The organism is Paenibacillus sp. FSL W7-1088 (assembly GCF_037969855.1).
In the GTDB taxonomy this organism is placed as follows: Bacteria; Bacillota; Bacilli; order Paenibacillales; family Paenibacillaceae; genus Paenibacillus.
Genome location: NZ_CP150216.1, coordinates 4760640 through 4783124, shown reverse-complemented (window position 1 = coordinate 4783124; position 22485 = coordinate 4760640). Strand labels below are relative to the sequence as shown.

Here is a 22485-nt window from a genome sequence, read left to right as displayed (position 1 = left end):
AATGGGATTATAATAAGGTTAAGCCAAGTCTTAGTACCAGGTTATAAGATCGGGTAGTAAGACGGGCATAGGCTTTGATTAAAAGGAGGTACCTCATATGAGTTCAAAAGGTACTGCAGACGCGGTCCATCGGCATGAACAGCTGGGACTTAGCGATGGTGAAGTATTGGATATGTATAAATACATGCTGCTCGCACGCAAGTTTGACGAGCGCTGCTTGCTCTTGCAACGGGCCGGCAAAATTAACTTTCACGTATCCGGTGTAGGACAGGAAGCTGCGCAAGTAGGCGCTGCATTTGGTCTCGACCGGGATCACGATTATTATTTACCGTATTATCGCGATTATGGCTTTGTACTGGCGGTCGGCATGACTCCACGTGAGCTGATGCTGTCTGCTTTTGCGAAGGCGGAAGATCCGAATAGTGGCGGACGGCAAATGCCGGGTCACTTTGGTCACAAAAAGCTGCGGATTGTAACGGGCTCCAGCCCGGTTACCACACAGGTTCCGCACGCTGTAGGGTTTGCACTGGCTGCCAAAATGAAGAAGCAAGAATTCGTTTCTTTTGTAACTTTTGGCGAAGGGTCGAGCAATCAGGGCGATTTCCACGAAGGTGCCAATTTCGCAGGTGTTCATAAACTTCCTGTGATCATTATGTGTGAGAACAATCAGTATGCCATCTCGGTGCCAATCCACAAGCAGCTGAGTGGTAAAATATCGGATCGTGCACTTGGGTACGGGTTCCCCGGACTTCGTGTGGACGGAAACGATGCGCTGGAAGTATACGGTGCAGTCAAAGAAGCTCGCCGCCGCGCAATCGCTGGTGAAGGACCTACGCTTATTGAAGCAATGATGTATCGTTTGTCTCCACACTCTACTTCCGACAATGATCTGGCATACCGGACCAAGGAAGAGGTTGAAGAGAACTGGAAGAAGGACGGGGTCCTTCGTATGAAGAATTATCTAATCGATTGCGGCATCTGGGATGAAGCCCGGGATGCGGATTTGGCTTCCCAGCTTGCGTTGGAAATGAAAGAAGCGACTGAATACGCAGACAACGCGCCATATCCGAAACCTGAGGACACTCTGACGCACGTTTATGCGGACAGCGAAGAAGGGGGACGGTAATCATGGCGGTTATGGAATATATTGATGCAATCCGTCTCGCGATGAAAGAAGAGATGGAGCGGGATGAAAATGTTTTTATCCTTGGTGAAGATGTTGGACTCAAAGGCGGCGTGTTTACTACAACCAAAGGATTACAGGATCAGTTCGGCGAAATGCGTGTTATGGACACACCTTTGTCCGAATCAGCCATTGCAGGTGTAGCCATTGGCGCTGCGATGTACGGTATGAAACCTATTGCCGAGATGCAATATTCGGATTTCATGCTGCCTGCAACGAATCAGATTATTAGTGAAGCGGCCAAAATTCGCTATCGCTCCAACAATGACTGGAGTTGCCCGATTGTTATTCGTGCGCCGATTGGCGGCGGTATTTTTGGTGGGCTGTATCACTCCCAATGTCCTGAATCGATCTTTTTTGGCACACCAGGTCTGAAAATTATTGCTCCATACTCGGCATACGATGCAAAGGGACTGCTCAAAGCAGCGATTCGCGACCCGGACCCGGTTCTCTTTTTTGAAAATAAAAAATGCTACAAGCTGATCAAGGAAGATGTGCCGGAAGATGATTACATCGTTCCAATCGGTAAAGCCAACGTGCTTCGTGAAGGAGCAGATATTACGGTTATCGGTTATAGCCAGCCACTTCATTTTGTCATGCAGGCTGCCGAGGAGCTGGAGCGTGAGGAAGGCATTACTGCCCACGTACTGGATCTGCGCACATTGCAGCCACTTGATCGCGAAGCCATCATTGCATCTGCTCGTCTGACAGGCAAAGTGCTGATCGTGCATGAAGATAATAAAACCGGTGGTGTAGGAGCGGAAGTTGCGGCTATCATCAGTGAAGAATGTCTGTTCGAACTGGATGCGCCAATTCAGCGTCTCTGCGGACCGGATGTACCGGCAATGCCGATTAGCCCAACATTGGAGAAATTCTATATGCTGAGCAAGGATAAAGCCAAGGAAGCGATGCGTACACTCGCCGAGTATTAATTCGTGTAGTGAGATAGTTTAAAAGCAAAGTTTGGAGTGATATAACCAATGAGTATGAAATGGATCGAGGTCATTATGCCGCAGCTGGCGGAATCGCTGGTCTCGGCTACCATTGCCAAATGGTTGAAAAAACCGGGTGACCGGGTTGAACAATACGAACCGATCTGTGAAGTGATTACGGATAAAGTCAACGCAGAGATTCCATCAACCGTTGATGGAATTATGGGTGACCTGTTGGTCGAAGAAGGTACGACCATTGCAGTTGGTGAAGCCATCTGCCGCATGCAGGTAGCTGCTTCTGATACGGAAGCACCAGAGCAAGTCACACAAGCTTCGCAGCAACAGAATGGTGATCATGTTCACGCAGAACAACGTGCGAATTACGCACCTGCTGCGGGTGCAGCGAGTACAACAAGCCATGATCCCAATCAGCCGATGCGTAACCGCTATTCTCCTGCGGTTCAATCCCTTGCAGCTGAACATGGTCTGAACTTGCAGAGCATTCAGGGCACTGGAGCAGGTGGACGGATTACTCGTAAGGATGTACTGGCAGTCATTGCACAGGGTGGAAACGCGGGCGCAGCGTCTGCACAGTCTTCTCCTGTAGCAGCACAGCAGGTCTCTTCGGGAGTGCCTTCTGGTTCTCCTTTCAGCGGATTGAATCGGGGAAATGCAGACTTGGGCGCATCTGCCGGAGAAACCGTTCCAGCAGCTGACGCAGGCGTTCCTGTGAGACATTCCGGCATACATCTGACCGAAAGTCCGAAAATTCCAAAAATCGAAGTAGAGGGCGGCGGACAGGGAAGATCCGAATACTTTATCGACGTCACTCCTGTTCGTAATGCCATTGCTCGTAATATGCGCCAAAGTGTATCGGAAATCCCGCACGCGTGGACGATGATCGAAGTGGACGTGACGAATCTGGTGATGCTGCGCAACAAACTCAAGGATGAGTTCAAGCGCAAGGAAGGCATCAACCTGACGTACTTGTCCTTCATGATGAAGGGGGTCGTTAATGCGATTAAAGACTACCCGATCATGAACTCGGTATGGGCTGTTGACAAAATTATTGTCAAACGGGATATCAACCTGTCGATGGCAGTGGGTACAGAAGACTCTGTACTGACACCTGTAATTAAACATGCAGATCAGCGCAACATCGCTGGCCTGGCTCGTGAAATTGATGAGCTGGCACGCAAAACTCGTGAAGGCACTTTGAAGCTGGACCATATGCAGGGCGGAACGTTCACGGTTAACAATACCGGATCATTTGGGTCCATTCTGTCACAACCTATCATTAACTACCCGCAGGCAGCGATTCTTACCTTTGAGTCGATCGTCAAGAAACCTGTGGTCATCAATGACATGATTGCTGTCCGTTCCATGGCGAACCTTTGTCTCTCCCTGGATCATCGTATTCTGGATGGAGTCATTAGCGGACGGTTCCTGCAACGTGTAAAAGAGAATCTTGAAGGATACACCATGGAATCGAACGTGTATTAAGAGAGAGCAAGTGCATCATTTCAATGAGTTACAAATGATGCCAAGCGCTGAATAGATGGATAATGGGAAAGTGTATGTGCCAATGGCCGTGCACTTTTCCCGTTTTCTTCAATGAATGCTCATCATGCAATTAACATTGAAACAGAAGGGTGTGGGGGAATCATGAGCAAGCCGCTGGATGTGGTGTACATACCGATGCTTGATTATGAAGAGGCTTGGAACCGCCAGAAAGCGATTGTGCAGCAACTGGATGAGGGAGAAGGCGCGGAACAGATGCTGCTGCTCCAGCATCCGCCGACGTATACGATCGGTTCACAGAACCACCCGGAGCACCTGCTTCTCAGTGAAGATGAGCTGCGGGAGCAAGGCATCTCCTTGTTTCAAATTGACCGTGGCGGTGATATTACGTATCATGGCCCTGGCCAGTTGGTAGGTTACCCGTTACTTGTCCTTGGGCGGGATGAAGCCTTGGATTTACATGGCTATTTGCGTTGTCTGGAGCAAATGATTATTGATTACCTGGCTGATCAGGGTATCGAAGCGGGACGCAAAGAGGCGTACACAGGAGTGTGGATCGGAGATTTGAAAATTGCCGCCATCGGCGTAAAGTTCAATCGATGTAAACATCGGCGCGGCTTCGTGACGAGTCACGGATTTGCTTTTAATATTACCTCGGGGATTCAGCACGCAGGCTTTCAGGGGATTGTACCTTGCGGGATTGAGCAGTATGGTGTGACCTCATTGGAGGATATTACAGGCAAGACCTATACTATAGAGCAGGTTGCGCAGGATATCGTTCCATACTTTAACCGTATTTTCCCGTATGAGATTACCTGGATTACAGAAAAAGAAGCCCTTCCCCGTCTGTAAATCAGACAGTACAAAGGCTTCAGGTTTCTATCCGAACAATAAAGGTTCGAGCGCAATGAAAAGGGTGGACCCAATCATGGCGAGCAGCATGAGATAGATAATGATGCGGAACCATTTCTTTTTTTGCATGATGAGAGAACTCCTTTCAACAATTGAATAAACAGACCATAGTAATTGTATTGTACCGTATCGACGAAAGGTAGGAAAGTCCTATGATAAAACAGCAGCGTGTTATTGATCATTTTATGGAACTGGTGCAGATTGATAGTGAAACAACCCATGAACAAAATATATCAAAAGTGTTAAAAGAACAGTTTACTCAACTGGGCCTCAGTGTATATGAGGACGACACCATGGAGAAAACTGGACATGGCGCTGGTAATCTCGTGGTTACCTGGGAAGCCGAGAATACTGAAGAAGCAGCACCAATCTTTTTCACATGTCATATGGATACCGTAACGCCTGGACAAGGAATTAAACCTGAGCTGGGTGAAGACGGCTGGATTCGCAGTGATGGCACGACGATTCTGGGTGCAGATGACAAGGCGGGGATTGCCGCTTTGTTTGAAGCGATTCGAGCTATTCAAGAGAACAACATACCTCATGGGAAAATTCAGTTTGTGATTACTGTTGGGGAAGAGTCGGGTCTGGTTGGTGCACGTGCCATGAATCCGAACGATATTGAAGCCGAGTTCGGTTACGCTCTGGATTCCAACGGAGCTGTGGGTACAATCTGTGTGGCAGCTCCGGCGAGAGCCGAAATTCAAATGAACATCTATGGGAAATCCGCACATGCGGGCGTAAATCCGGAAGACGGCATCAGTGCCATTCAGGTGGCGGCCAAAGCAATTGCGGCGATGAAGCTGGGACGAATTGATGATGAGACTACGGCGAACATCGGCAAATTCCAGGGCGGATCAGCACTGAACGTTGTTTGCGATTTTGTGCAGATTGAGGCTGAGGCACGCAGTATTGTGCAGGAGAAGGTAGAGCTTCAAGTGGCCCAGATGCGTGAAGCACTGGAAACGACATGCCGTAAGTATGGTGCAACCGCTGAATTCCGCAGTGAGATTCTCTATCCTGCATTTGGCTTCCATGATGAACACGAGGTTGTTCAGCTTGCACAGCGTGCGATTCGGAGCCTGGGGCTAGAGACCAGCACGTTTGCATCCGGTGGTGGCAGTGATGCCAACATCTTCAATGGCTTCAACATTCCTACGGTCAATCTGGCTGTAGGCTATGAGGACATCCATACGACGAAAGAACGCATCCGCGCCGAGGATATTGTGAAATTATCTGAAGTGGTTGTGGCTATTATTCAGGAAACGGCTGCAAGTCAAAAGTAATCCAAAGAGACTGAGGGGCGAACCTCCCCCGTGCATCAATTGAAAAGTCCGAATCCGGTACAAACCGAGTTCGGACTTTTTGGCAAAATCATGGTATATTTCATGGGTATTGCAGACCAAGAACAGTATCATTTACGTCCAGCGAGCATATCAACTAACTTGGCATCTGGACCCCACTCACGCACCCATTGCTTGAGTATGAGCTGGACTTGTCTGGCTTGTCCGACCACGTGTACGGATTGCGGTGTTAAATAACTATTCATTGGTTGTCCCCCTGATTCGCTATATTTGTTTGAAATCGCTATAAGCTCACCATATGCCAAAAAACAGAGGTTTATACGTATAAGAGAACCAAAATTCGAAGAAGTGGAGTTGAAGAACAGATGAACCCAACCAATCCTAAACATCCTGCCAATCCAAAACTGGACGAAGAGACGATATCGACAAAGCCCATCTTCGAGGGCAAAGTCATTTCCCTTCAGGTCGACACGGTCAAGCTGCCTAACGGTCAGACCGCTACCCGTGAGATCATCCGTCACCCTGGAGCGGTAGCTGTCCTCGCGCTGAATGGCGATCGTATGCTGGTCGTTGATCAGTATCGTCAGGCTATGGGACGTACCGAAGTCGAGATTCCGGCAGGCAAGCTGGACCCGGGAGAAGAACCTGAAGTGGCAGCAGCGCGTGAATTGCGCGAAGAGACTGGTTATGTAGCCAAATCACTGCGGCATTTGCGTTCGTTTTACACTTCGCCAGGATTCGCGGATGAGATCATTCATCTGTACATCGCCGAGGAGCTCGAAGCAGGAGACATGGCTTTGGACGAAGATGAATTTCTTGAAGTGTCCGAGATTACAATTGAAGAGGCTTATCAGTTGATGGATCAGAATCGGATCAGTGATGCCAAAACGATGATGGCAGTGTATGCATGGGATCTTTACAGAACGACAGGACGGTTTTAATGATGAATGAGCAGCAGACAGCGTCTGCAGGGTGGGGGCCTTGTTATGCTGACCTCCATATTCACATTGGGCGAACTTCGCGCGGTGAAGCTGTTAAAATCAGTGGCAGCCGTGATCTGACATTTGAGAACATTGCTAGAGAAGCCTCGGATCGCAAAGGAATCCACCTACTCGGCGTCATTGATTGCCACTCCCCGGTTGTGCAGATGGACATTGAACAGCTGCTTGAGAACGGCACGATGTCCGAGCTTGAGGGAGGAGGCATTGCGTATCAGGACACAACCATCCTGCTGGGTACGGAATTAGAACTGCGTGAGCCAGGAATGCGGGAGTTCCATATGCTGGCCTACTTCCGTGATCTGAAAACCATGAAGTCCTTCACGGACTGGATGAAACGTTATATGAAAAATGTGAACCTGAGCTCACAGCGGGTATATGTACCTGCGCTTGAGATGCAGGGCGAGATAAAGGCGCGTGGCGGGCTTATTGTGCCAGCGCATGCGTTTACCCCGCATAAAGGCATATATGGCAGCACAGCCCCTCGTATGGCTGATGTGCTGGATACGAGCCTGATCGATGCGGTTGAGCTTGGGCTAAGCTCCGATTCATCCATGGCCAGTTATATTCGGGAACTGGATCAAGTTCCTTTTCTAACGAACTCGGATGCTCATTCTCTGGGCAAGATTGGCCGGGAGTACAACCAGTTACAACTCGAGAAGCCTTCCTTTGACGAATTCAACATGGCACTTAAAGGACAAGCAGGCAGAAGCATTACGGCCAATTACGGTTTGAATCCAAGACTTGGAAAATACCACCGAACCTATTGTGCATCCTGTGGAAGCATTATGGACGAGCATGCGATGTCGGCAGAACGTTGTCCATACTGTGGCAGTGTGAAGCTTGTGCAGGGTGTACTCGATCGCATATTGGCAATCGCGGATCGGGAGAGTCCTCAGGTTCCCGCAAACCGACCTGCTTATCACTATCAGGTACCGCTCGAATTCATCCCGGGTTTGGGGAAAGCCAAACTGCGCCAGCTGCTGGATCGCTTTGGTACGGAAATGAACGTATTACATCGTACAAGCGAGGATGAACTTGCAGAGGTCGTTGGACCGGTTCTGGCAGGTCTTATCGTTGCTGCGCGGAATGGTCAACTTGAATTGTCATCTGGTGGTGGGGGCACTTACGGAAAGGTGTCCAGTAAGGAAAGATCAGAGTAGAGAGGTTTGCGATAGGCCCCGTAAAGTGAGTTCGCATCATTTGGTCGAAAACGACATTTTGACATGTAGAAGGAAGTGGAATCCGGACAAGAAGTCATACGTGTGCATTCCGGTTCATAAGAATGACTATAAGGATTTCACTCGACATCCTTGCAGCATGATAACCGGAAAGGGGACCCGTACCTGTATGCGTTCTGCCTACTTCACATTCAAAGGCCAAACCTCTTTATATGTATTCGTGGCTGTCTTGTTTCTGGTCGGTGTCATTTTTGGCGCCCTGATGGTTAATGCCCTATCCCTTGAACAGCGCCAGGATCTGGAGGGGTACCTCGGTAACTTCTTCATGACGGTACAGCACAGCGGACAGGTGACTGAGACCGGAACCTATTGGGACATTGCCATGCTTCACCTAAAGTGGGTTGGCCTGATTTTCATTCTGGGTTTATCGGTCATCGGCCTGCCGGGCATATTGGTTCTGGATTTTCTGAAAGGAGTGCTCATTGGTTTTACAGTGGGTTACCTTGTTGGACAGTATTCATGGAAAGGGCTGTTATTTGCCCTGGTTTCCGTTGCGCCTCATAATTTATTCGTGATTCCGGTAATGCTCATTTGCAGTGTGTCGGCCATGACCTTTTCCTTATACATTATTCGGAACCGTGTGCTGATGCAGCGGACGCCAGGCCGTCAGAAGCCTTTTGCTTCATATATGGTGTTAACTCTCGTTATGGCAGCGCTGCTGTTAGGGGTTGCGTCATTTGAAACATGGGTTACACCTGCGATGATGCGCTGGGTCACACCGATGCTGCTACCGGCTTAGCATTGCGCGTGATCGTGTAAAATGTTGACTTTAATTATGCACTCCCCCTATAATGAAAGAAGTGGGTTAAGTTGCAGTGTGCAGTGATTTCCTAGGGGGAGGGAGAAAATGGAAGCACGGATCGATAAAATTAAGCAGCAACTACAGTCCCAAGGATATAAATTAACGCCCCAGCGGGAAGCCACCGTAAGAGTACTTCTTGAGAATGAAGAAGATCATCTGAGCGCAGAAGACGTATTCATGCTCGTGAAAGAAAAGGCTCCCGAAATCGGTCTGGCAACCGTGTACCGTACCCTCGAACTGCTGAGTGAGCTGCATGTTGTAGAGAAAATCAACTTCGGCGACGGTGTAGCGCGTTATGATCTACGCGGAGATACATCCAAGCATCACCATCATCACTTAATCTGTGTTCAATGCGGAAGTATGGATGAAATACGTGAAGACTGGCTTGGACCGCTTGAAGAGCGACTGGAGCGGGAATTTAACTTTTCGGTAGTAGATCACCGACTGGATTTCCATGGAATTTGTTACCGTTGCAAAGCTAAAAATGACCAGAAGCCCAAAGATGAAGAATAACATAGCATATCTTCAAGCTCTCACCGGCGGTTTTGACGGGAGAGCTTTTTTGGTCCAGCGTGTGATGTGAGGTTTACCCTGAATGTCATATTCCTGCGTTCGTTAACATACCCTGATTCTAGACGAGTCGGATATGAACCAGAAAGGGGTACAACCCATGATTATATCGCTGCGGAGAGGACTCCGTTTTATTCGATTTATTGTATTTTTTGCTGCATTAGTTTATCTGTTCTATCATGTCTTGGATTTGTTCAACGGATGGATCTCACCTGTGGACCAATATCAGATGCCAACAGGAAATGCGGTTAAAGTATTTCAGGAAACGGTATGGCCAAGTAACGGGGAAGGACGTCCTACGATGGCAGAGCGTCTCCGTTTATTCTATTGGTACGGAGAGTAGCTGGACAGCCAGGGATGCAAATACGGAAGCAGGTTGCCCGTGTGGCAGTCCTGTCAGATGAGGAGCGTTGTGCATGAAGCAGACGATACACGCCTATGCCTTATACTTGGAAGAGGATAAAGGGATGTCGAGCAGCACGCTGGAATCGTATCTTCGGGACGTGGACAAGTTCATCGAATTTGCGGATAAAGAATACGGTATCCGGGAAGCGGAGCAGGTGCGCCGGACGCATGTTATCCTGTTTATAGGCCAGCTGAAACAGGCAGGACGTGCGAATGCAACCATTGCCCGCAGCGTCGTATCCCTGCGCTCCTATTTTCATTTTTTGATGCGGCGTGGTGACATATTACAGGACCCTACGTTTGATGTGGAGGCTCCAAAAGCAGACAAGACACCGCCGCAGGTGTTAACCATCCAAGAGATCGAGTTACTGCTCGCGTCCCCTGATACTCGTTCACCGCAAGGGGTGCGTGACCGGGCCATGCTGGAATTATTGTATGCGACAGGCATTCGTGTATCCGAACTGATTGCACTGGATGTGCGGGACGTACAGCCAGGCATGCGCTTTATTCGCTGTGGAGGTGCTGGTAAAGAACGAATTTTGCCAATCGGTGCACCAGCAGCAGAGTGGGCAAGTGTTTATGTGAATGAGTACCGCAATCGGCTAATCAAAAATGAGACGGACGAGCAGGCTCTCTTTGTCAACGTGTCTGGTAGACGATTAACCCGGCAGGGCTTCTGGAAGCTGCTCAAAAAAGCAGCGATGGATGCGGGAATCTCGGGTGAAATCACACCACATACGCTGCGTCATTCCTTTGCGGCTCACCTGATTGCCAGTGGGGCAGATACGCGTGCGGTGCAGGACATGCTCGGTCATGTGGAGCAACCTGGGCAACAGTATGGGCATCATGGCCGCAAAACGATGAAAGAGATTTATGAATCTCATCATCCGCGGGCAAAATAGTTTGTACTTGGTTACAAATCTGAAAAAAAGCAGAACAATAGTCCGAATTAGGATAAAATAAATTGAACACATTTAAACGCCGTTATACATAAGCAAATGCATCATTTCAGCGTGTAGTTAGCGCGTAGTTTGGATTGATTCCATTTGCGGATACAGACGGATCGTTTCAACTCAAGGGGGAACATCTTATGACAGCATTAAACCAACAGATGATTTTGGAAGCGGCATCTTATATCCAAAGCAAAAGTACGATTAAACCGGAAGTCGGTTTGATTTTAGGTTCAGGACTTGGCATTTTGGCAGAATTGATTGAAGATGGCGTCAGCATCGCTTATCAGGATATTCCGCATTTTCCGGTGTCCACAGTAGAGGGACATGAAGGTGAATTGCTGGTGGGAACCATCAAAGGCCGTCCGGTCGTGATGATGAAGGGTCGTTTCCACATGTACGAAGGATATGGTCCTGAACTTACTGCCTTCCCGGTGCGAGTTATGAAAGAATTGGGTGTAACTTCCTTGCTCGTAACGAACGCTGCAGGTGGAGTGAATACCTCATATGAAGCTGGTGACCTGATGCTGATCTCGGATCATCTGAATCTCACAGGCAAGAATCCGTTAATCGGACCGAATGACTCCGCACTGGGAGTTCGCTTCCCGGATCTGTCCGAAGCATACAGCCGTCGTCTGCGTGCGCTGGCGAAGGATACAGCCGCGTCACAAGGTTTTGATGTACGTGAAGGTGTATACGCAGGTATGCTCGGTCCAAACTACGAGACACCGGCTGAGATCGTGATGCTGCGTACGCTGGGTGCGGATGCTGTCGGCATGTCTACCGTTTCTGAGGTTATCGTAGCACGCCACGCCGGCCTGGAAGTACTCGGTATCTCTTGTATCAGCAACATGGCTGCCGGCATTCTGGACCAGCCGTTGTCCCATGATGAGGTAATGGAGACGACAGAGCGTGTTCGTGAATCGTTCCTGGCCCTTGTACTGGCTGTTATTCCACAAATGTAATTGTAACTGATCAATAAGAAGAGGCGATTTACCTAATGTGATTCATTGGGTGGGTTGCTTCTTTTTTTTCCTAAACGTGCTGCTCAACTGCTCAGTGAGTGCCAGCTCGTATGTTTGTGTTTCACACGGATTACATAAAAAGTTCGGGAAATCATTCTTTACATGGAATAATTTACTTCAATCGGGCCGACAATGATTAGCAGTACATGCATGGAACATGCAGTAAGCAAGTCATTTGAGGAGGTAACCCTAGTGAAGAAACGAATAATGGCATCGTTCATGACCCTTTGTATCCTGCTGCCCTTGATGGCATCAACCGCGCTGGCTGAAGAGACTCCCAAAGCAGCGGGTGGAACCGATTTGGCCCCGTCGGCACGCTCCGCCATTTTGATGGATGCAGATACGGGCACTGTCATTTTTGAAAAAAACAGTCATGATCAGCTGCCTCCGGCGAGCATTACGAAAATTATGACCATGCTGCTCACCATTGAAGCGGTCGACTCTGGCAAGCTGAAGCTGACGGATAAAGTGAGAACGAGTGAATATGCCGCATCGATGGGCGGATCACAGATTTTTCTGGAACCCGGGGAAGAGATGACGGTCGACGATATGCTAAAAGGTATTGCTATGGCTTCCGGTAATGATGCCTCTGTAGCGATGGCTGAGAAACTTGCCGGTTCGGAGGAAGCCTTTGTGCAACTGATGAATGATCGCGCGAAGGAACTCGGCATGAAGGATACGCATTTTGCCAATTGTAACGGCCTGCCGGTAGAAAACCATTATTCTTCCGCCCATGACATTGCGGTCATGAGCCGTGAACTGCTGAAGCATCCGGGGATTACGAAATATACCGGTGCATACCAGGACTACCTTCGTAAAGATAGCGAGAAGCCATTCTGGCTGGTGAATACGAACAAGCTGGTTCGTTTCTACTCCGGTGCGGACGGGTTGAAAACAGGATATACTTCCGAAGCTAAGTTTTGTCTCTCGGCTACCGCGATGAAGGATGGGTTGCGCACAATTGCGGTAGTACTTGGAGAACCGAATACCAAAACACGGAACAGCGAAGTGTCCTCGATGTTTGATTATGCTTTTGGGCAATACACGATGAAAGCTCTGTACAAGTCAGGGGACCTGCTGGGCAGTCTGAAAATTGAAAAAGGTGAAGTTGCCGAATTGCCGCTGAATGCAACGCAAAATTATAGTGTGCTGATGCGCAAAGGTGCGAAATCGGATGAGATCCGTCATGAATTGCTGATGGCCAAAGAAGTGAAAGCTCCGGTCAAAGCAGGTCAGAGTGTCGGTAAGCTAGTCGTCTACCAGGGCAATGAAGTCATCAAGGAATTTGATATAAAGGCTCCGCAGGATGTGGACAAGGCTGGCTGGTGGAAGCTGTTCAAACGCACAACCTCCAATCTGTTTGATTAAACGGCGATTTATGCAGGTTACGTACATCCTTTGAACATATTTTGTAGTTAAATAGGGGTTTTCTTCTAGTTTTGTCGGGGGGCAGGAAAAGCCTTCGGGAACGTAGAAATCCTTGTTCAAGACAGGGAGGAGAGTGAGCAAACGTGAACTTGGATGTGGAAATGGAACATCACCGCGGGATTCTGATTGTACGATTATCCGGGGAGCTGGATCACCATACAGCTGACATGGTACGGATGCAGATGGATGAAGCCATCCAGCGCAGACAATGCGAGCATCTGGTACTCAGCCTGAAAGATCTGCAATTCATGGACAGTTCGGGTTTGGGTGTCATTTTGGGAAGATACAAGCTCATTAAGAATAAAGGCGGCAAGATGGTTGTCTGTGATGTCAATCCGCCAGTGTATCGTTTGCTGGAAATGTCGGGTTTGTTCAAGATTATGCCGATTTACGAAAATGAGGGAACTGCTCTCTCGGGTCTGGAGGTCGTCTCATGAATGAAGGAACGGGGACAAATTTCATGAATCTGCAATTCGCGGCCAAGTCGGAGAACGAATCGTTCGCACGGGTGACGGTTGCTGCCTTCATCTCCCAGCTTGATCCTACGATGGACGAGCTTAGCGATCTGAAGACGGTCATTTCGGAAGCCGTAACGAACAGCATCATCCACGGTTACAACAACAATCCGGAAGGTGTCGTGTCCATTCAAGCGGAGATTCGCGATGACATGATCACCATCATTGTGGAAGACCGCGGTGAAGGCATCGAAGATCTTGAATTGGCGAAACAGCCGCTGTATACGTCCAAACCCGAACTTGAGCGCTCGGGCATGGGCTTCACCATTATGGAAAACTTCATGGATGAATTCGAAGTCAGCAGTGAGCCCGGCAGAGGCACCTCCATCAAGATGAAGAAAAGGATTGAATCCAAGAAAGCATTGTATAATTAGGGGTTGGTGGTCTTATGGATGCTGAAGTGAAACAGTCTTCACAGACCTATTTGGACGATGCCGAGGTCAAACGGCTGATTGCGCTCAGTCAGTCGGGTGACCATGTCGCACGGGATACGCTGGTGAACTGCAACATCAGACTCGTCTGGTCCGTCGTACAACGTTTTATGAACAGGGGATATGAGCCGGAAGATCTGTTCCAGATTGGTTGTATCGGGCTGCTCAAATCGGTGGATAAATTCGATCTCAGTTATGATGTAAAATTCTCCACCTATGCTGTCCCGATGATTATCGGAGAAATTCAGCGCTTCCTGCGGGACGACGGCACCCTTAAGGTCAGTCGTTCACTGAAGGAGATGGCGAATAAAGTCCGCAAGAAAAGGGATGAGTTGTCCAAAAACCTGGACCGTCTGCCCACGATCAAGGAAGTAGCCGCGGAGCTGGGGGTAACCCCGGAGGAAGTTGTTTTTGCCCAAGAAGCGAACAAACCGCCAACCTCCATACATGAGACGGTGTTTGAGAATGATGGCGATCCCATTACACTAATGGACCAGATTGCCGACGAGTCTCAGGAACGGTGGTTTGACAAACTTGCGCTAAACGAAGCGATTGGCGGTCTCAGTGAACGGGAACGGCTGATTGTATATCTCCGGTATTACCGAGATCAGACTCAGTCCGAAGTCGCCAGCAGACTGGGGATATCCCAGGTGCAGGTGTCACGGCTGGAGAAAAAAATACTTCAATCCATCCGCGACCAGATCGCACAGTGATTTTGGATTGCAGACAACAATATTGGTGTTAAACTACCAATATACGACAACTAACAACCTTCTATCGCGCATTAATGTGCGAGGAAGGTTATTTGTCGTTAGCCTGAATGGGTTTGGGACGATTCGACTGCAACAATACTATCAATCCAATGATACATACGGTTCCCAGCCATTGAAATAATCCAAATGGTTCATTTAACCAGATAACAGTGGTGCCAACGGCAGCAAGTGGCTCCGCACTTCCCATTAGACTTGTTTCTTTGGCTGACAAACTTTTTAAACTTTCGATATAGAACCAGAATGCAATCATCGTCCCGAAAATAATGGTGAAGGCCAAATATCCGTAGGTTTCCAAACGCAAGCTGGCAAAGTCCAAGTTCCACGGTGGGTGGATGAGACTCAGTGCAGCACCTCCGATAATCATTGCCCAGCCGACTACCACGAGTGAATCAAACTTTTCAATCAGTTTCACGGCGTAGAGGGTATAGAAGGCAGCGGTGACTCCGGATAACAACCCCCACGAAACTGCGGGTAAAGGCACAGACAATTGGGAGAGAGAACCATTGGTCAGCAGGAGAAAACACCCGCTCAAAGCCAGAATCGCTGATATAACATCCTTTCTAGTCAGAGCAGCCTGTTTTCGCCAGATCATATAGACCATGATCATGACTGGTGATAGATATTGAAGGAGTGTCGCCACCGCGGAGTTGCCATGTTGAATAGACGCCATGTACGTATATTGAACAGCGAGCATCCCGAGTAATCCGAAAATGATTAGCTGCAAGGCTGTTTTTTTCTGCTTCCACATATCGAAAATTTGCGAGCGCCTTGTGGTGAAGGACTGAACCGTCAGCAGCAGTATACCCGCAATCAGCAGTCGAACTGTTACAAACCAGTTGACTTCAATTCCGTATTGTTGAAACAGCTTTTGTGAAACCGTTCCACCAATTCCCCAGCATATCGCTCCTGTAAGAACAAAGAACAGGCCAGATTTTCTAGATCTTTGAATAGATGCTTTCATGGATAGTTCCCTCGCCTTAAATATAAGAATAGTGCTATATTAAAATGAAATAGGCTATAATAATATCAATATCGCACAGATAAATATCATTATATTGAGATGAGGAAATATGCTTAAGACAGAATTCAGGATTGATCAAAACGGGAGAGAGCTGACGGAGCATCGTACGGTTACACTGCCTGTGGCATGTTATGAAACCACGATTGTACGTAATGTTCACGGGCATATTCCTTTGCACTGGCATGATGAATTGCAGTTTGTTTTGGTTGTCCAGGGAGAAGCTCTTTTTCATGTGAATGATCAAAAGGTCATTGTGTCGCAAGGCGACGGGCTGTTTATCAACAGTGGTTGTATGCACATGGCAGAGGAACAGGGTAAGAATGATCATTGTATTTATCTTTGCCTTAATGTTTCTCCTCATTTTGTTGTGCCTTCCGAGCTATATTTGAAGTATGTTCATCCTTATATCTCAGCAACCAATTTACCTTATCTTCATATCAAAAGGGAACTTTCCTGGGGAGCTCAAATCCTTAACGGTATTCGACATGTTAAAAAGGACCTGAATGAGCAGGCTCCATTTTACGAAATGAATGTGGCTTCAAGCCTTTTGACGATATGGAAACATCTGATTACAAGCGGATACGCGCTGGAATATGATCCATCCGAAATCATTAGAAGCAAGCGAATGAAGGACATGGTTGAATGGATTCACCTGCACTTCGCTGAACCCATCCAATTGGAGGACATTGCAAGGGCAGGTCAGTTAAGCCGCTCGGAAACCTGCCGTTATTTTAAGCAAATGCTGAAGATAACCCCTGTGCAGTATGTAATCGATTATCGCATCCAAAAGAGCGTGGAGCTGTTGCAACTCCAGGAACGCAGTATTACCGAGATTGCTTATGAAGTTGGGTTTAATAGCACGAGCTATTTTATTAATCAGTTTCGCAAAACCATGCAAATCACCCCGTTAAAGTTTAGAAGAGAAATGGTCAATCCATAAGATGTTCTCCTCTCAATAAGTCGCTAAATTAGCGGCTTTTTTTGTTTTTGTGAATTGATCATAAAAGAAATGTAAAAGAGAAAAAGCTGTAATTAATCCAGCTAATAAAATCTTCTACTACCGTCTTCCCTGCATCATTATTGCAGGCCTTTGGAAAAAAAGGGACCCGTGCAGCGGAGGGATGGAATCGGACAAAAGGAGCGAAACGTGAGGGTTTGTCCCAAGGATACACATAAGCAACTAAGGCGGTAGATTAGACCTGAAGAAGCGAAGTATACTCGAGCGTGTCCAGAGTAAGCAATTGAGCTGTATCCTTAATGTGCGAGAGTGTGTCCTTCATGAACGAGCAAACGCTGACGAATCTGAGGCGTCTTATTCAAGGATTTGGAGCGCTCGCAGAAATCTAAGAAACCTGAGACACGTTATATCAGAATAAACAGTTGCTTGCAGCTCTTTTTCAGGAGATTTTGGGAAATAACGTGTCTGATGTTCTTTACAATTTAAAAAGAGGGCTCAAAGGCCGAATAAGACGTCCTGTGTTCCTTAGAAAATCGTCTGACAATTCGTCAAAATCAGCCAGCCTCAACATTAAGACCTTTGGGACCCTGACATCCATTATGGTATAGGTTGTCTGAATTTGAAGACATACACTAGTAGAAATCAAACCAAAGAATTTGGAGACAACAGCGATCGGAAGGTTGGTCTGCCATCGGAGTTTCTGGATGCTTTTTTCCTCATACCTCACCCCTGAAAGTTTATTGCAGGCCTTTGGAAAAAAAGGGGACGCGTGCAGCGGAGGGATGGAATCGGTCAAAAGGAGCGAAGCGTGAGGGCTCGTCTAAGGATACACATAAGCAACGAAGGCGGCAGATTAGACCTGAAGAAGCGAAGCGTTCGCCTAAAAGCTTTCTGAAAGAAAGCTACTTCGAAAGCCTACACTGTCTCCGAATTTCTACACAAGTAGAAATCAATCAAGAAAATTTGGAGACAACAGCGATCGAAAGGTTGGTCTGCCGTCGGAGTGTCTGCGTGTATCCTCCCCCCGAACAACAGCGACCGATGGCCGATCCATCTCGAAGCGCCCGCAGGGTCCAACCAACCTTTTTCCAACCAAAATGTAATAAATTTTCACATTCTTCAAATACTAACCTAAATTACGCAGTAAAGGAGTGTTTCGGATGTCCCTGACACCCACTCCAACGGTCTATGTTCGTTTGCGCAGCCGTATTCGTATCCAAAGGGGCCGAAGTATCAAGCTTGGGGATGTAGCTCACTTGCTCACCTCTCCCGAAGAACAGGAAGGGAGGATGCTTGAGCTTGAATTGATGCGTCCCGGACCGGAGGACGGCAATCTGATCCTCATTGATATATTGCAGATTATCCCCGAGATCCGTCGTGCCTTGCCAGATGTCACCGTTGAATTAATCGGATCGGGTCATACGCTAGTTGAGGTGGTTGTGGGAAGTGGCAAGCCTTCCAAATCTCTGTTCATCCTGGTGTGGCTGCTGCTTTTCTTTGGCTCAGCATTGACCATTATGAATTTTCATGCGGACGTAAACATGCAGGAAGTTCAGATTCGAATTGTAGAGATGATTACAGGTCGCCGGGATGAGCATCCGTATCTGTTTCAGGTGGCGTATTCCCTTGGGATCGGGTTTGGCATGGCGGTGTTTTTCAATCATTTATTCAAGAAAAAGTGGAATGAAGAACCTACCCCTTTGGAAGTGGAAATGTTCCTATATCAGCAAAATGTAGACAAGTATGTGGTTATTGAAGAAACCGAACGTATGCATGACGAGGAACGCAGGGAGATGAATGCGGATGAGCGTTCTTAACGGAGCAATCAGCATTGTACTGGGCATTGCGGGGGGGATCGCGGTAGGGAGCGGTGTGATTGCGCTTATTCTCGTGCTTGATATGATCCCCAGACTAGCTCAGCTTACGCGGACCTACGACAAAACCCATTGGTATGAAGGGGCTTTGATTGGAGGTTCGCTGCTTGGTACCGTTGCGGATTTTTGGCACTGGAAAGTGCATGGAGCGCTGTTGCTCAGCCCGATCATCGGACTGTTTTGCGGTGTGTTCATCGGACTGCTTGCGGCGGCACTGACTGAAGTGCTGAATGTACTGCCAGTGCTGGCGAAACGACTGGGCATGAAATCGTATTTATTTGGATTGCTGCTTGCTATGATTTTGGGGAAGATGACAGGTTCACTGTTTGACTTTTTTGTATACCAGCGTTAAAACGTTAGGCCTAAGGAGGATGGGAAATGGACGTAAGATCGGACAACGACGGGCATGACTCCAGCGAAGCAACATCCGAAGAGATGAAGCATAAATCTCCTTATGAGATTCAGGAGGAAGAAGAAAAGAAGGCTTACGATAAAAAGAAGCAAAATGAAATGTCTGACAGTATCGAGGAATCGGTAGAATATTGGCAGGAAAACGACGATATTTCCCCTCGCATGAGTGATAACAAATATACGCTTCAGCAAGTGTTGGGACTTGGAGAGTCCTTTGATGTGAATATGAGGGAAATGGTCTTGGGTGGCAAACACGTTGGATTACTGCTGCTGACTGGGTTTGCGAAGGATGAGATTCTACTTGAAGTGTTAAAAAGGCTAACTTATCTGACACCGGACCAAGTGTCCGGACACGCGTTGAAATCGTATTTTGAATGTTACATTCCTCATATTCAAGTTGAGCGAGTGGAGAAAATGAGCGCCGTCATTAACAAGGTCCTCACAGGCATGAGTGCCATGTTTGTCGAAGGGGACCGTTCTGTCATCATTATGGATACCCGGAGCTATCCGGTGCGTTCCCCGGAGGAACCTTCGCTGGAGAGAGTGGTGCGCGGTTCAAGAGACGGATTTACGGAGACACTTCTGACCAACGTGGCGTTAGTGCGCCGAAGAATACGGGACCCAGGATTAAAATTTGAAATTATGCAGGTCGGACGCAGATCGCAAACGGATGTCTGTGTTGTATATATTGACGATATCGTGGACAAGGTTCAGGTGGATTCCGTTCGTGAAAAAATCAAACGAGTGAATATCGACGGCATCCCTGCTGCTGATAAGCAGCTTGAAGAAGCAATTATTAATAAGGGGTGGCACCCGTATCCATTGGTTCGTTATTCGGAACGGCCGGATGTGACCGCTTCTCATCTGATGGAAGGGCGAGTTGTCATATTTGTAGATACTTCACCCAGTGTGATGATTCTGCCCACGACCTTTTTTGATCTGTGTGAGCATGCGGAGGAGAACAGACAGACCGCTTTTATGGGGACCTATCTGCGATGGGTACGATTCGGGGGCATTTTGATATCCCTTTTCCTGTTGCCTCTGTGGTTACTGATGGTGATTGACCCGGCGATTAAACCCGTTGGTATGGAATTTATCGGTCCACATAAAAATGCAGAGCTTCCTCTAATTCTACAGTTCCTTCTCATTGAATTTGGGGTCGATTTATTACGGATGGCGGCTGTTCATACGCCCACGCCACTCGCGTCGGCCATGGGATTGATTGCAGCAATTCTGGTTGGAGATATCGCTGTGAAAACGGGTTATTTTGTGGATGAAGTTGTACTGTATATGGCGATAGCCGCAATTGGCATGTTTGCAACTCCCAGTTATGAGCTTGGATTGGCCAATCGCTTGGTGAGGTTGTTTTTGCTGGTGGCCGTGGCGATTTTCAAGGTCCCTGGCTTCGTAGTCGGGACGACGTTCATTATTGTGGCTCTCACCTTGCATCGCTCCTACAACTCTTCGTATCTCTGGCCATTCATACCGTTTAATGCAAAGGCTTTGGGTAACTTTTTGTTCCGTTTGCCGCTGTTGGAAAATAAAAAACGTCCTTCAATCAACAAAACGCGTGACAATACCAAAATGGACAATGATCCGGACGGGGAACTGCAAAAAAGTAAAAAACACAAATGATCTGCCGAAAAATCCATTCTTCTCATTTTCTAATTTGATATACTGGTGTAAAATCATTGGAATAACAGCTGTTCCAGTATATAAAAAAGTGAGGAATGCAGATTATGTATTTACATGGTACAAGTAAAATAAATGCACAGGGACATCTGGAAATTGGCGGAGTCGATACAACCGACTTGAAAGCACAATTTGGAACTCCCCTGTATGTTGTGGACGAGCAATTGGTTCGTGAGCGCTGCAGAGAGTACATGGAAGCGTTCCGTGCTTCAGGTCTGGGCTTCCAGGTTGCTTATGCAAGTAAAGCATTCTGCGTAATGGCGATGTGTGCCCTTGCTGCGGAAGAAGGACTTTCCCTGGATGTTGTATCCGATGGTGAATTGTTCACCGCACTGCAAGCCGGTTTCCCGGCAGAGCGTATTCACTTCCACGGCAACAACAAAACGCTGGAAGAGATCGAAATGGCGCTTGATGCAGAGATTGGCTGCTTCGTTGTGGATAACTTCAATGAACTGCACTTGCTGCAAGCTGTAGCCGCAGACAAAAATCGCAAAGTTAACATTTTGCTGCGTGTGACGCCTGGTGTTGAAGCGCATACGCATGAATATATCTCGACAGGACAAACGGATTCCAAATTTGGATTCGATATCGGAAACGGAACGGCATTTGAAGCCATTGAATTGGCTTCCAAGCAGTCAAATCTGGTATTGCTCGGTGTACATTCACACATCGGATCACAAATCTTCGAAGTTGAAGGCTTCCAAATGGCCGTTCAACGCGTTGCTGAGTTTGCAGCAGCTGTGTATGAGCGTCTTAACGTGGCATTCAAAGTGGTTAATCTGGGCGGTGGCTTCGGTATCCGCTATATTGATGGAGATACACCACTTGAAGTTTCACAATACGTAAAAGCCATCACGGATGCGGTGAAAAATCATTTTGCTCAAATCGGCTATGCTGTGCCTGAGATCTGGGTTGAACCAGGCCGCAGCATTGTAGGTGAAGCGGGAACAACACTCTATACCGTTGGAACAAGCAAAGATATTCCAGGGGTTCGTAAATACGTTGCTGTGGATGGTGGAATGACAGACAATCCACGTCCAGCACTGTATGAGTCCAAATATGAAGCTGTATTGGCAAACCGTGCAAATGAGGCTGCTCAGGAAACGGTATCTGTTGCTGGTAAATGCTGTGAGAGTGGTGATATGCTGATCTGGGATCTGGACCTGCCTAAAGTGCAAAGCGGCGATCTGCTCGCAGTAGCTTGCACAGGCGCGTACAACTACTCTATGGCAAGCAACTACAACCGGATTCGTCGTCCGGCAGTGGTATTTGTCAAAGACGGTCAAGGCGATGTTGTCGTACGCCGTGAGACGTATCAGGATATCATCCAGAATGACCTGGTGCCTGAGCGCATTGCAAAGCAACCAGTTACCCGTTAATTAAAGGATATCTAACGGAGCTCTATTATGAAGAAGACAAAAAAGGACACTCCTTTTTTGTCTTCTTTTGCATCTTTAGGGCAGGATTTTGAAAAAATCTTGCTGATTATTTTGCGATCAATCCATTTTCAGTGTACACTAAGAAAAGTGCTATAAAGCT

24 protein-coding genes are annotated in these 22485 nt (G+C 47.7%); 21 read left to right on the top strand and 3 right to left on the bottom strand.

All coding sequences use genetic code 11. From position 1 onward, the window contains the following. Window positions 1-97: 97 nt before the first annotated feature. The 4 genes from MKY42_RS21575 (at window position 98) to lipB (ending at window position 4488) form a co-directional block, all read left to right on the top strand. Entirely contained in the window at window positions 98-1126 is a 1029-nt protein-coding gene (locus MKY42_RS21575; protein WP_063565722.1) for a thiamine pyrophosphate-dependent dehydrogenase E1 component subunit alpha, read from the top strand. Between the two features lie 2 nt (window positions 1127-1128). Further along, complete coding sequence (locus MKY42_RS21570) at window positions 1129-2115, top strand: alpha-ketoacid dehydrogenase subunit beta (RefSeq protein ID WP_053784434.1); 987 nt, start codon at window positions 1129-1131, stop codon at window positions 2113-2115. 48 nt (window positions 2116-2163) lie between these two features. Then, a complete protein-coding gene (locus tag MKY42_RS21565) occupies window positions 2164-3618 on the top strand; it encodes a dihydrolipoamide acetyltransferase family protein (RefSeq protein WP_339844535.1) in 1455 nt (484 codons plus the stop codon). A 162-nt stretch (window positions 3619-3780) separates the two neighbouring features. Further along, window positions 3781-4488: a lipoyl(octanoyl) transferase LipB gene (gene lipB, locus MKY42_RS21560; protein WP_090900730.1), complete on the top strand. Its 708-nt coding sequence runs from the start codon at window positions 3781-3783 to the stop codon at window positions 4486-4488. A 27-nt stretch (window positions 4489-4515) separates the two neighbouring features. Here lipB and prli42 read toward each other — a convergent pair whose 3' ends face one another. Next, the gene (gene prli42 / locus MKY42_RS21555; protein ID WP_090810668.1) at window positions 4516-4617 is read right to left on the bottom strand and encodes a stressosome-associated protein Prli42; all 102 of its coding nucleotides are present in this window, start codon (window positions 4615-4617) and stop codon (window positions 4516-4518) included. A gap of 83 nt (window positions 4618-4700) precedes the next feature. On the opposite strand from prli42, the gene MKY42_RS21550 reads away from it, so the two are divergent. Beyond that, entirely contained in the window at window positions 4701-5834 is a 1134-nt protein-coding gene (locus tag MKY42_RS21550) for a tripeptidase T (RefSeq protein ID WP_090900726.1), read from the top strand. Window positions 5835-5962: 128 nt separating this feature from the next. Here the strand turns inward: MKY42_RS21550 and mciZ are convergent, their stop codons facing one another. Beyond that, window positions 5963-6097: a Z-ring formation inhibitor MciZ gene (gene mciZ, locus MKY42_RS21545; protein WP_090900723.1), complete on the bottom strand. Its 135-nt coding sequence runs from the start codon at window positions 6095-6097 to the stop codon at window positions 5963-5965. 120 nt (window positions 6098-6217) lie between these two features. Between mciZ and MKY42_RS21540 the strand changes: the two genes are divergently transcribed. From MKY42_RS21540 to sigF, 11 genes are all read left to right on the top strand, one after another. Then, window positions 6218-6793 (top strand): NUDIX hydrolase, encoded by a 576-nt coding sequence (locus MKY42_RS21540; protein ID WP_090900720.1) that lies wholly within the window; start codon window positions 6218-6220, stop codon window positions 6791-6793. After that, a complete protein-coding gene (locus MKY42_RS21535; RefSeq protein WP_339844525.1) occupies window positions 6793-8013 on the top strand; it encodes an endonuclease Q family protein in 1221 nt (406 codons plus the stop codon). The genes MKY42_RS21540 and MKY42_RS21535 overlap by 1 nt, the downstream gene beginning before the upstream one ends. Before the next feature lie 187 nt (window positions 8014-8200). Further along, window positions 8201-8830, top strand: a complete 630-nt coding sequence (gene spoIIM / locus MKY42_RS21530) for a stage II sporulation protein M (protein WP_339853023.1) — start codon at window positions 8201-8203, stop codon at window positions 8828-8830. Between the two features lie 108 nt (window positions 8831-8938). Then, window positions 8939-9406, top strand: coding sequence for a Fur family transcriptional regulator (locus MKY42_RS21525; protein ID WP_024630961.1), 468 nt, complete (start codon window positions 8939-8941; stop codon window positions 9404-9406). Window positions 9407-9563: 157 nt separating this feature from the next. Beyond that, window positions 9564-9806 (top strand): DUF4227 family protein, encoded by a 243-nt coding sequence (locus tag MKY42_RS21520; RefSeq protein ID WP_024630960.1) that lies wholly within the window; start codon window positions 9564-9566, stop codon window positions 9804-9806. Between the two features lie 73 nt (window positions 9807-9879). Further along, the gene (locus MKY42_RS21515) at window positions 9880-10770 is read left to right on the top strand and encodes a tyrosine recombinase (RefSeq protein ID WP_090900716.1); all 891 of its coding nucleotides are present in this window, start codon (window positions 9880-9882) and stop codon (window positions 10768-10770) included. 188 nt (window positions 10771-10958) lie between these two features. Next, window positions 10959-11783: a purine-nucleoside phosphorylase gene (locus MKY42_RS21510; protein WP_090900713.1), complete on the top strand. Its 825-nt coding sequence runs from the start codon at window positions 10959-10961 to the stop codon at window positions 11781-11783. Window positions 11784-12089: 306 nt separating this feature from the next. Then, window positions 12090-13211: a D-alanyl-D-alanine carboxypeptidase family protein gene (locus MKY42_RS21505; RefSeq protein WP_256222220.1), complete on the top strand. Its 1122-nt coding sequence runs from the start codon at window positions 12090-12092 to the stop codon at window positions 13209-13211. A 143-nt stretch (window positions 13212-13354) separates the two neighbouring features. Further along, window positions 13355-13708, top strand: a complete 354-nt coding sequence (gene spoIIAA / locus MKY42_RS21500; RefSeq protein WP_339844522.1) for an anti-sigma F factor antagonist — start codon at window positions 13355-13357, stop codon at window positions 13706-13708. Beyond that, window positions 13705-14160, top strand: coding sequence for an anti-sigma F factor (gene spoIIAB / locus MKY42_RS21495; protein ID WP_062324397.1), 456 nt, complete (start codon window positions 13705-13707; stop codon window positions 14158-14160). Before spoIIAA ends, spoIIAB begins: the two co-directional genes overlap by 4 nt. A gap of 14 nt (window positions 14161-14174) precedes the next feature. Further along, the gene (gene sigF, locus MKY42_RS21490) at window positions 14175-14930 is read left to right on the top strand and encodes an RNA polymerase sporulation sigma factor SigF (RefSeq protein WP_109998526.1); all 756 of its coding nucleotides are present in this window, start codon (window positions 14175-14177) and stop codon (window positions 14928-14930) included. A gap of 88 nt (window positions 14931-15018) precedes the next feature. Here sigF and MKY42_RS21485 read toward each other — a convergent pair whose 3' ends face one another. Continuing rightward, window positions 15019-15951 (bottom strand): EamA family transporter, encoded by a 933-nt coding sequence (locus tag MKY42_RS21485; RefSeq protein ID WP_339844516.1) that lies wholly within the window; start codon window positions 15949-15951, stop codon window positions 15019-15021. A gap of 109 nt (window positions 15952-16060) precedes the next feature. On the opposite strand from MKY42_RS21485, the gene MKY42_RS21480 reads away from it, so the two are divergent. The 5 genes from MKY42_RS21480 (at window position 16061) to lysA (ending at window position 22325) form a co-directional block, all read left to right on the top strand. Further along, window positions 16061-16951, top strand: a complete 891-nt coding sequence (locus tag MKY42_RS21480; protein WP_090900705.1) for an AraC family transcriptional regulator — start codon at window positions 16061-16063, stop codon at window positions 16949-16951. Between the two features lie 1178 nt (window positions 16952-18129). After that, window positions 18130-18786 carry a stage V sporulation protein AA gene (locus tag MKY42_RS21475; RefSeq protein WP_090900702.1) on the top strand — a complete coding sequence of 219 codons (657 nt, stop codon included), beginning with the start codon at window positions 18130-18132 and terminating at the stop codon, window positions 18784-18786. Further along, on the top strand, window positions 18773-19195 hold the full coding sequence (locus MKY42_RS21470; RefSeq protein WP_063565738.1) for a stage V sporulation protein AB: 423 nt from the start codon (window positions 18773-18775) through the stop codon (window positions 19193-19195). Before MKY42_RS21475 ends, MKY42_RS21470 begins: the two co-directional genes overlap by 14 nt. A gap of 83 nt (window positions 19196-19278) precedes the next feature. Then, a complete protein-coding gene (locus MKY42_RS21465) occupies window positions 19279-20889 on the top strand; it encodes a spore germination protein (RefSeq protein WP_090902520.1) in 1611 nt (536 codons plus the stop codon). 104 nt (window positions 20890-20993) lie between these two features. Further along, window positions 20994-22325: a diaminopimelate decarboxylase gene (gene lysA / locus MKY42_RS21460; RefSeq protein WP_090900699.1), complete on the top strand. Its 1332-nt coding sequence runs from the start codon at window positions 20994-20996 to the stop codon at window positions 22323-22325. Window positions 22326-22485: the final 160 nt, after the last annotated feature.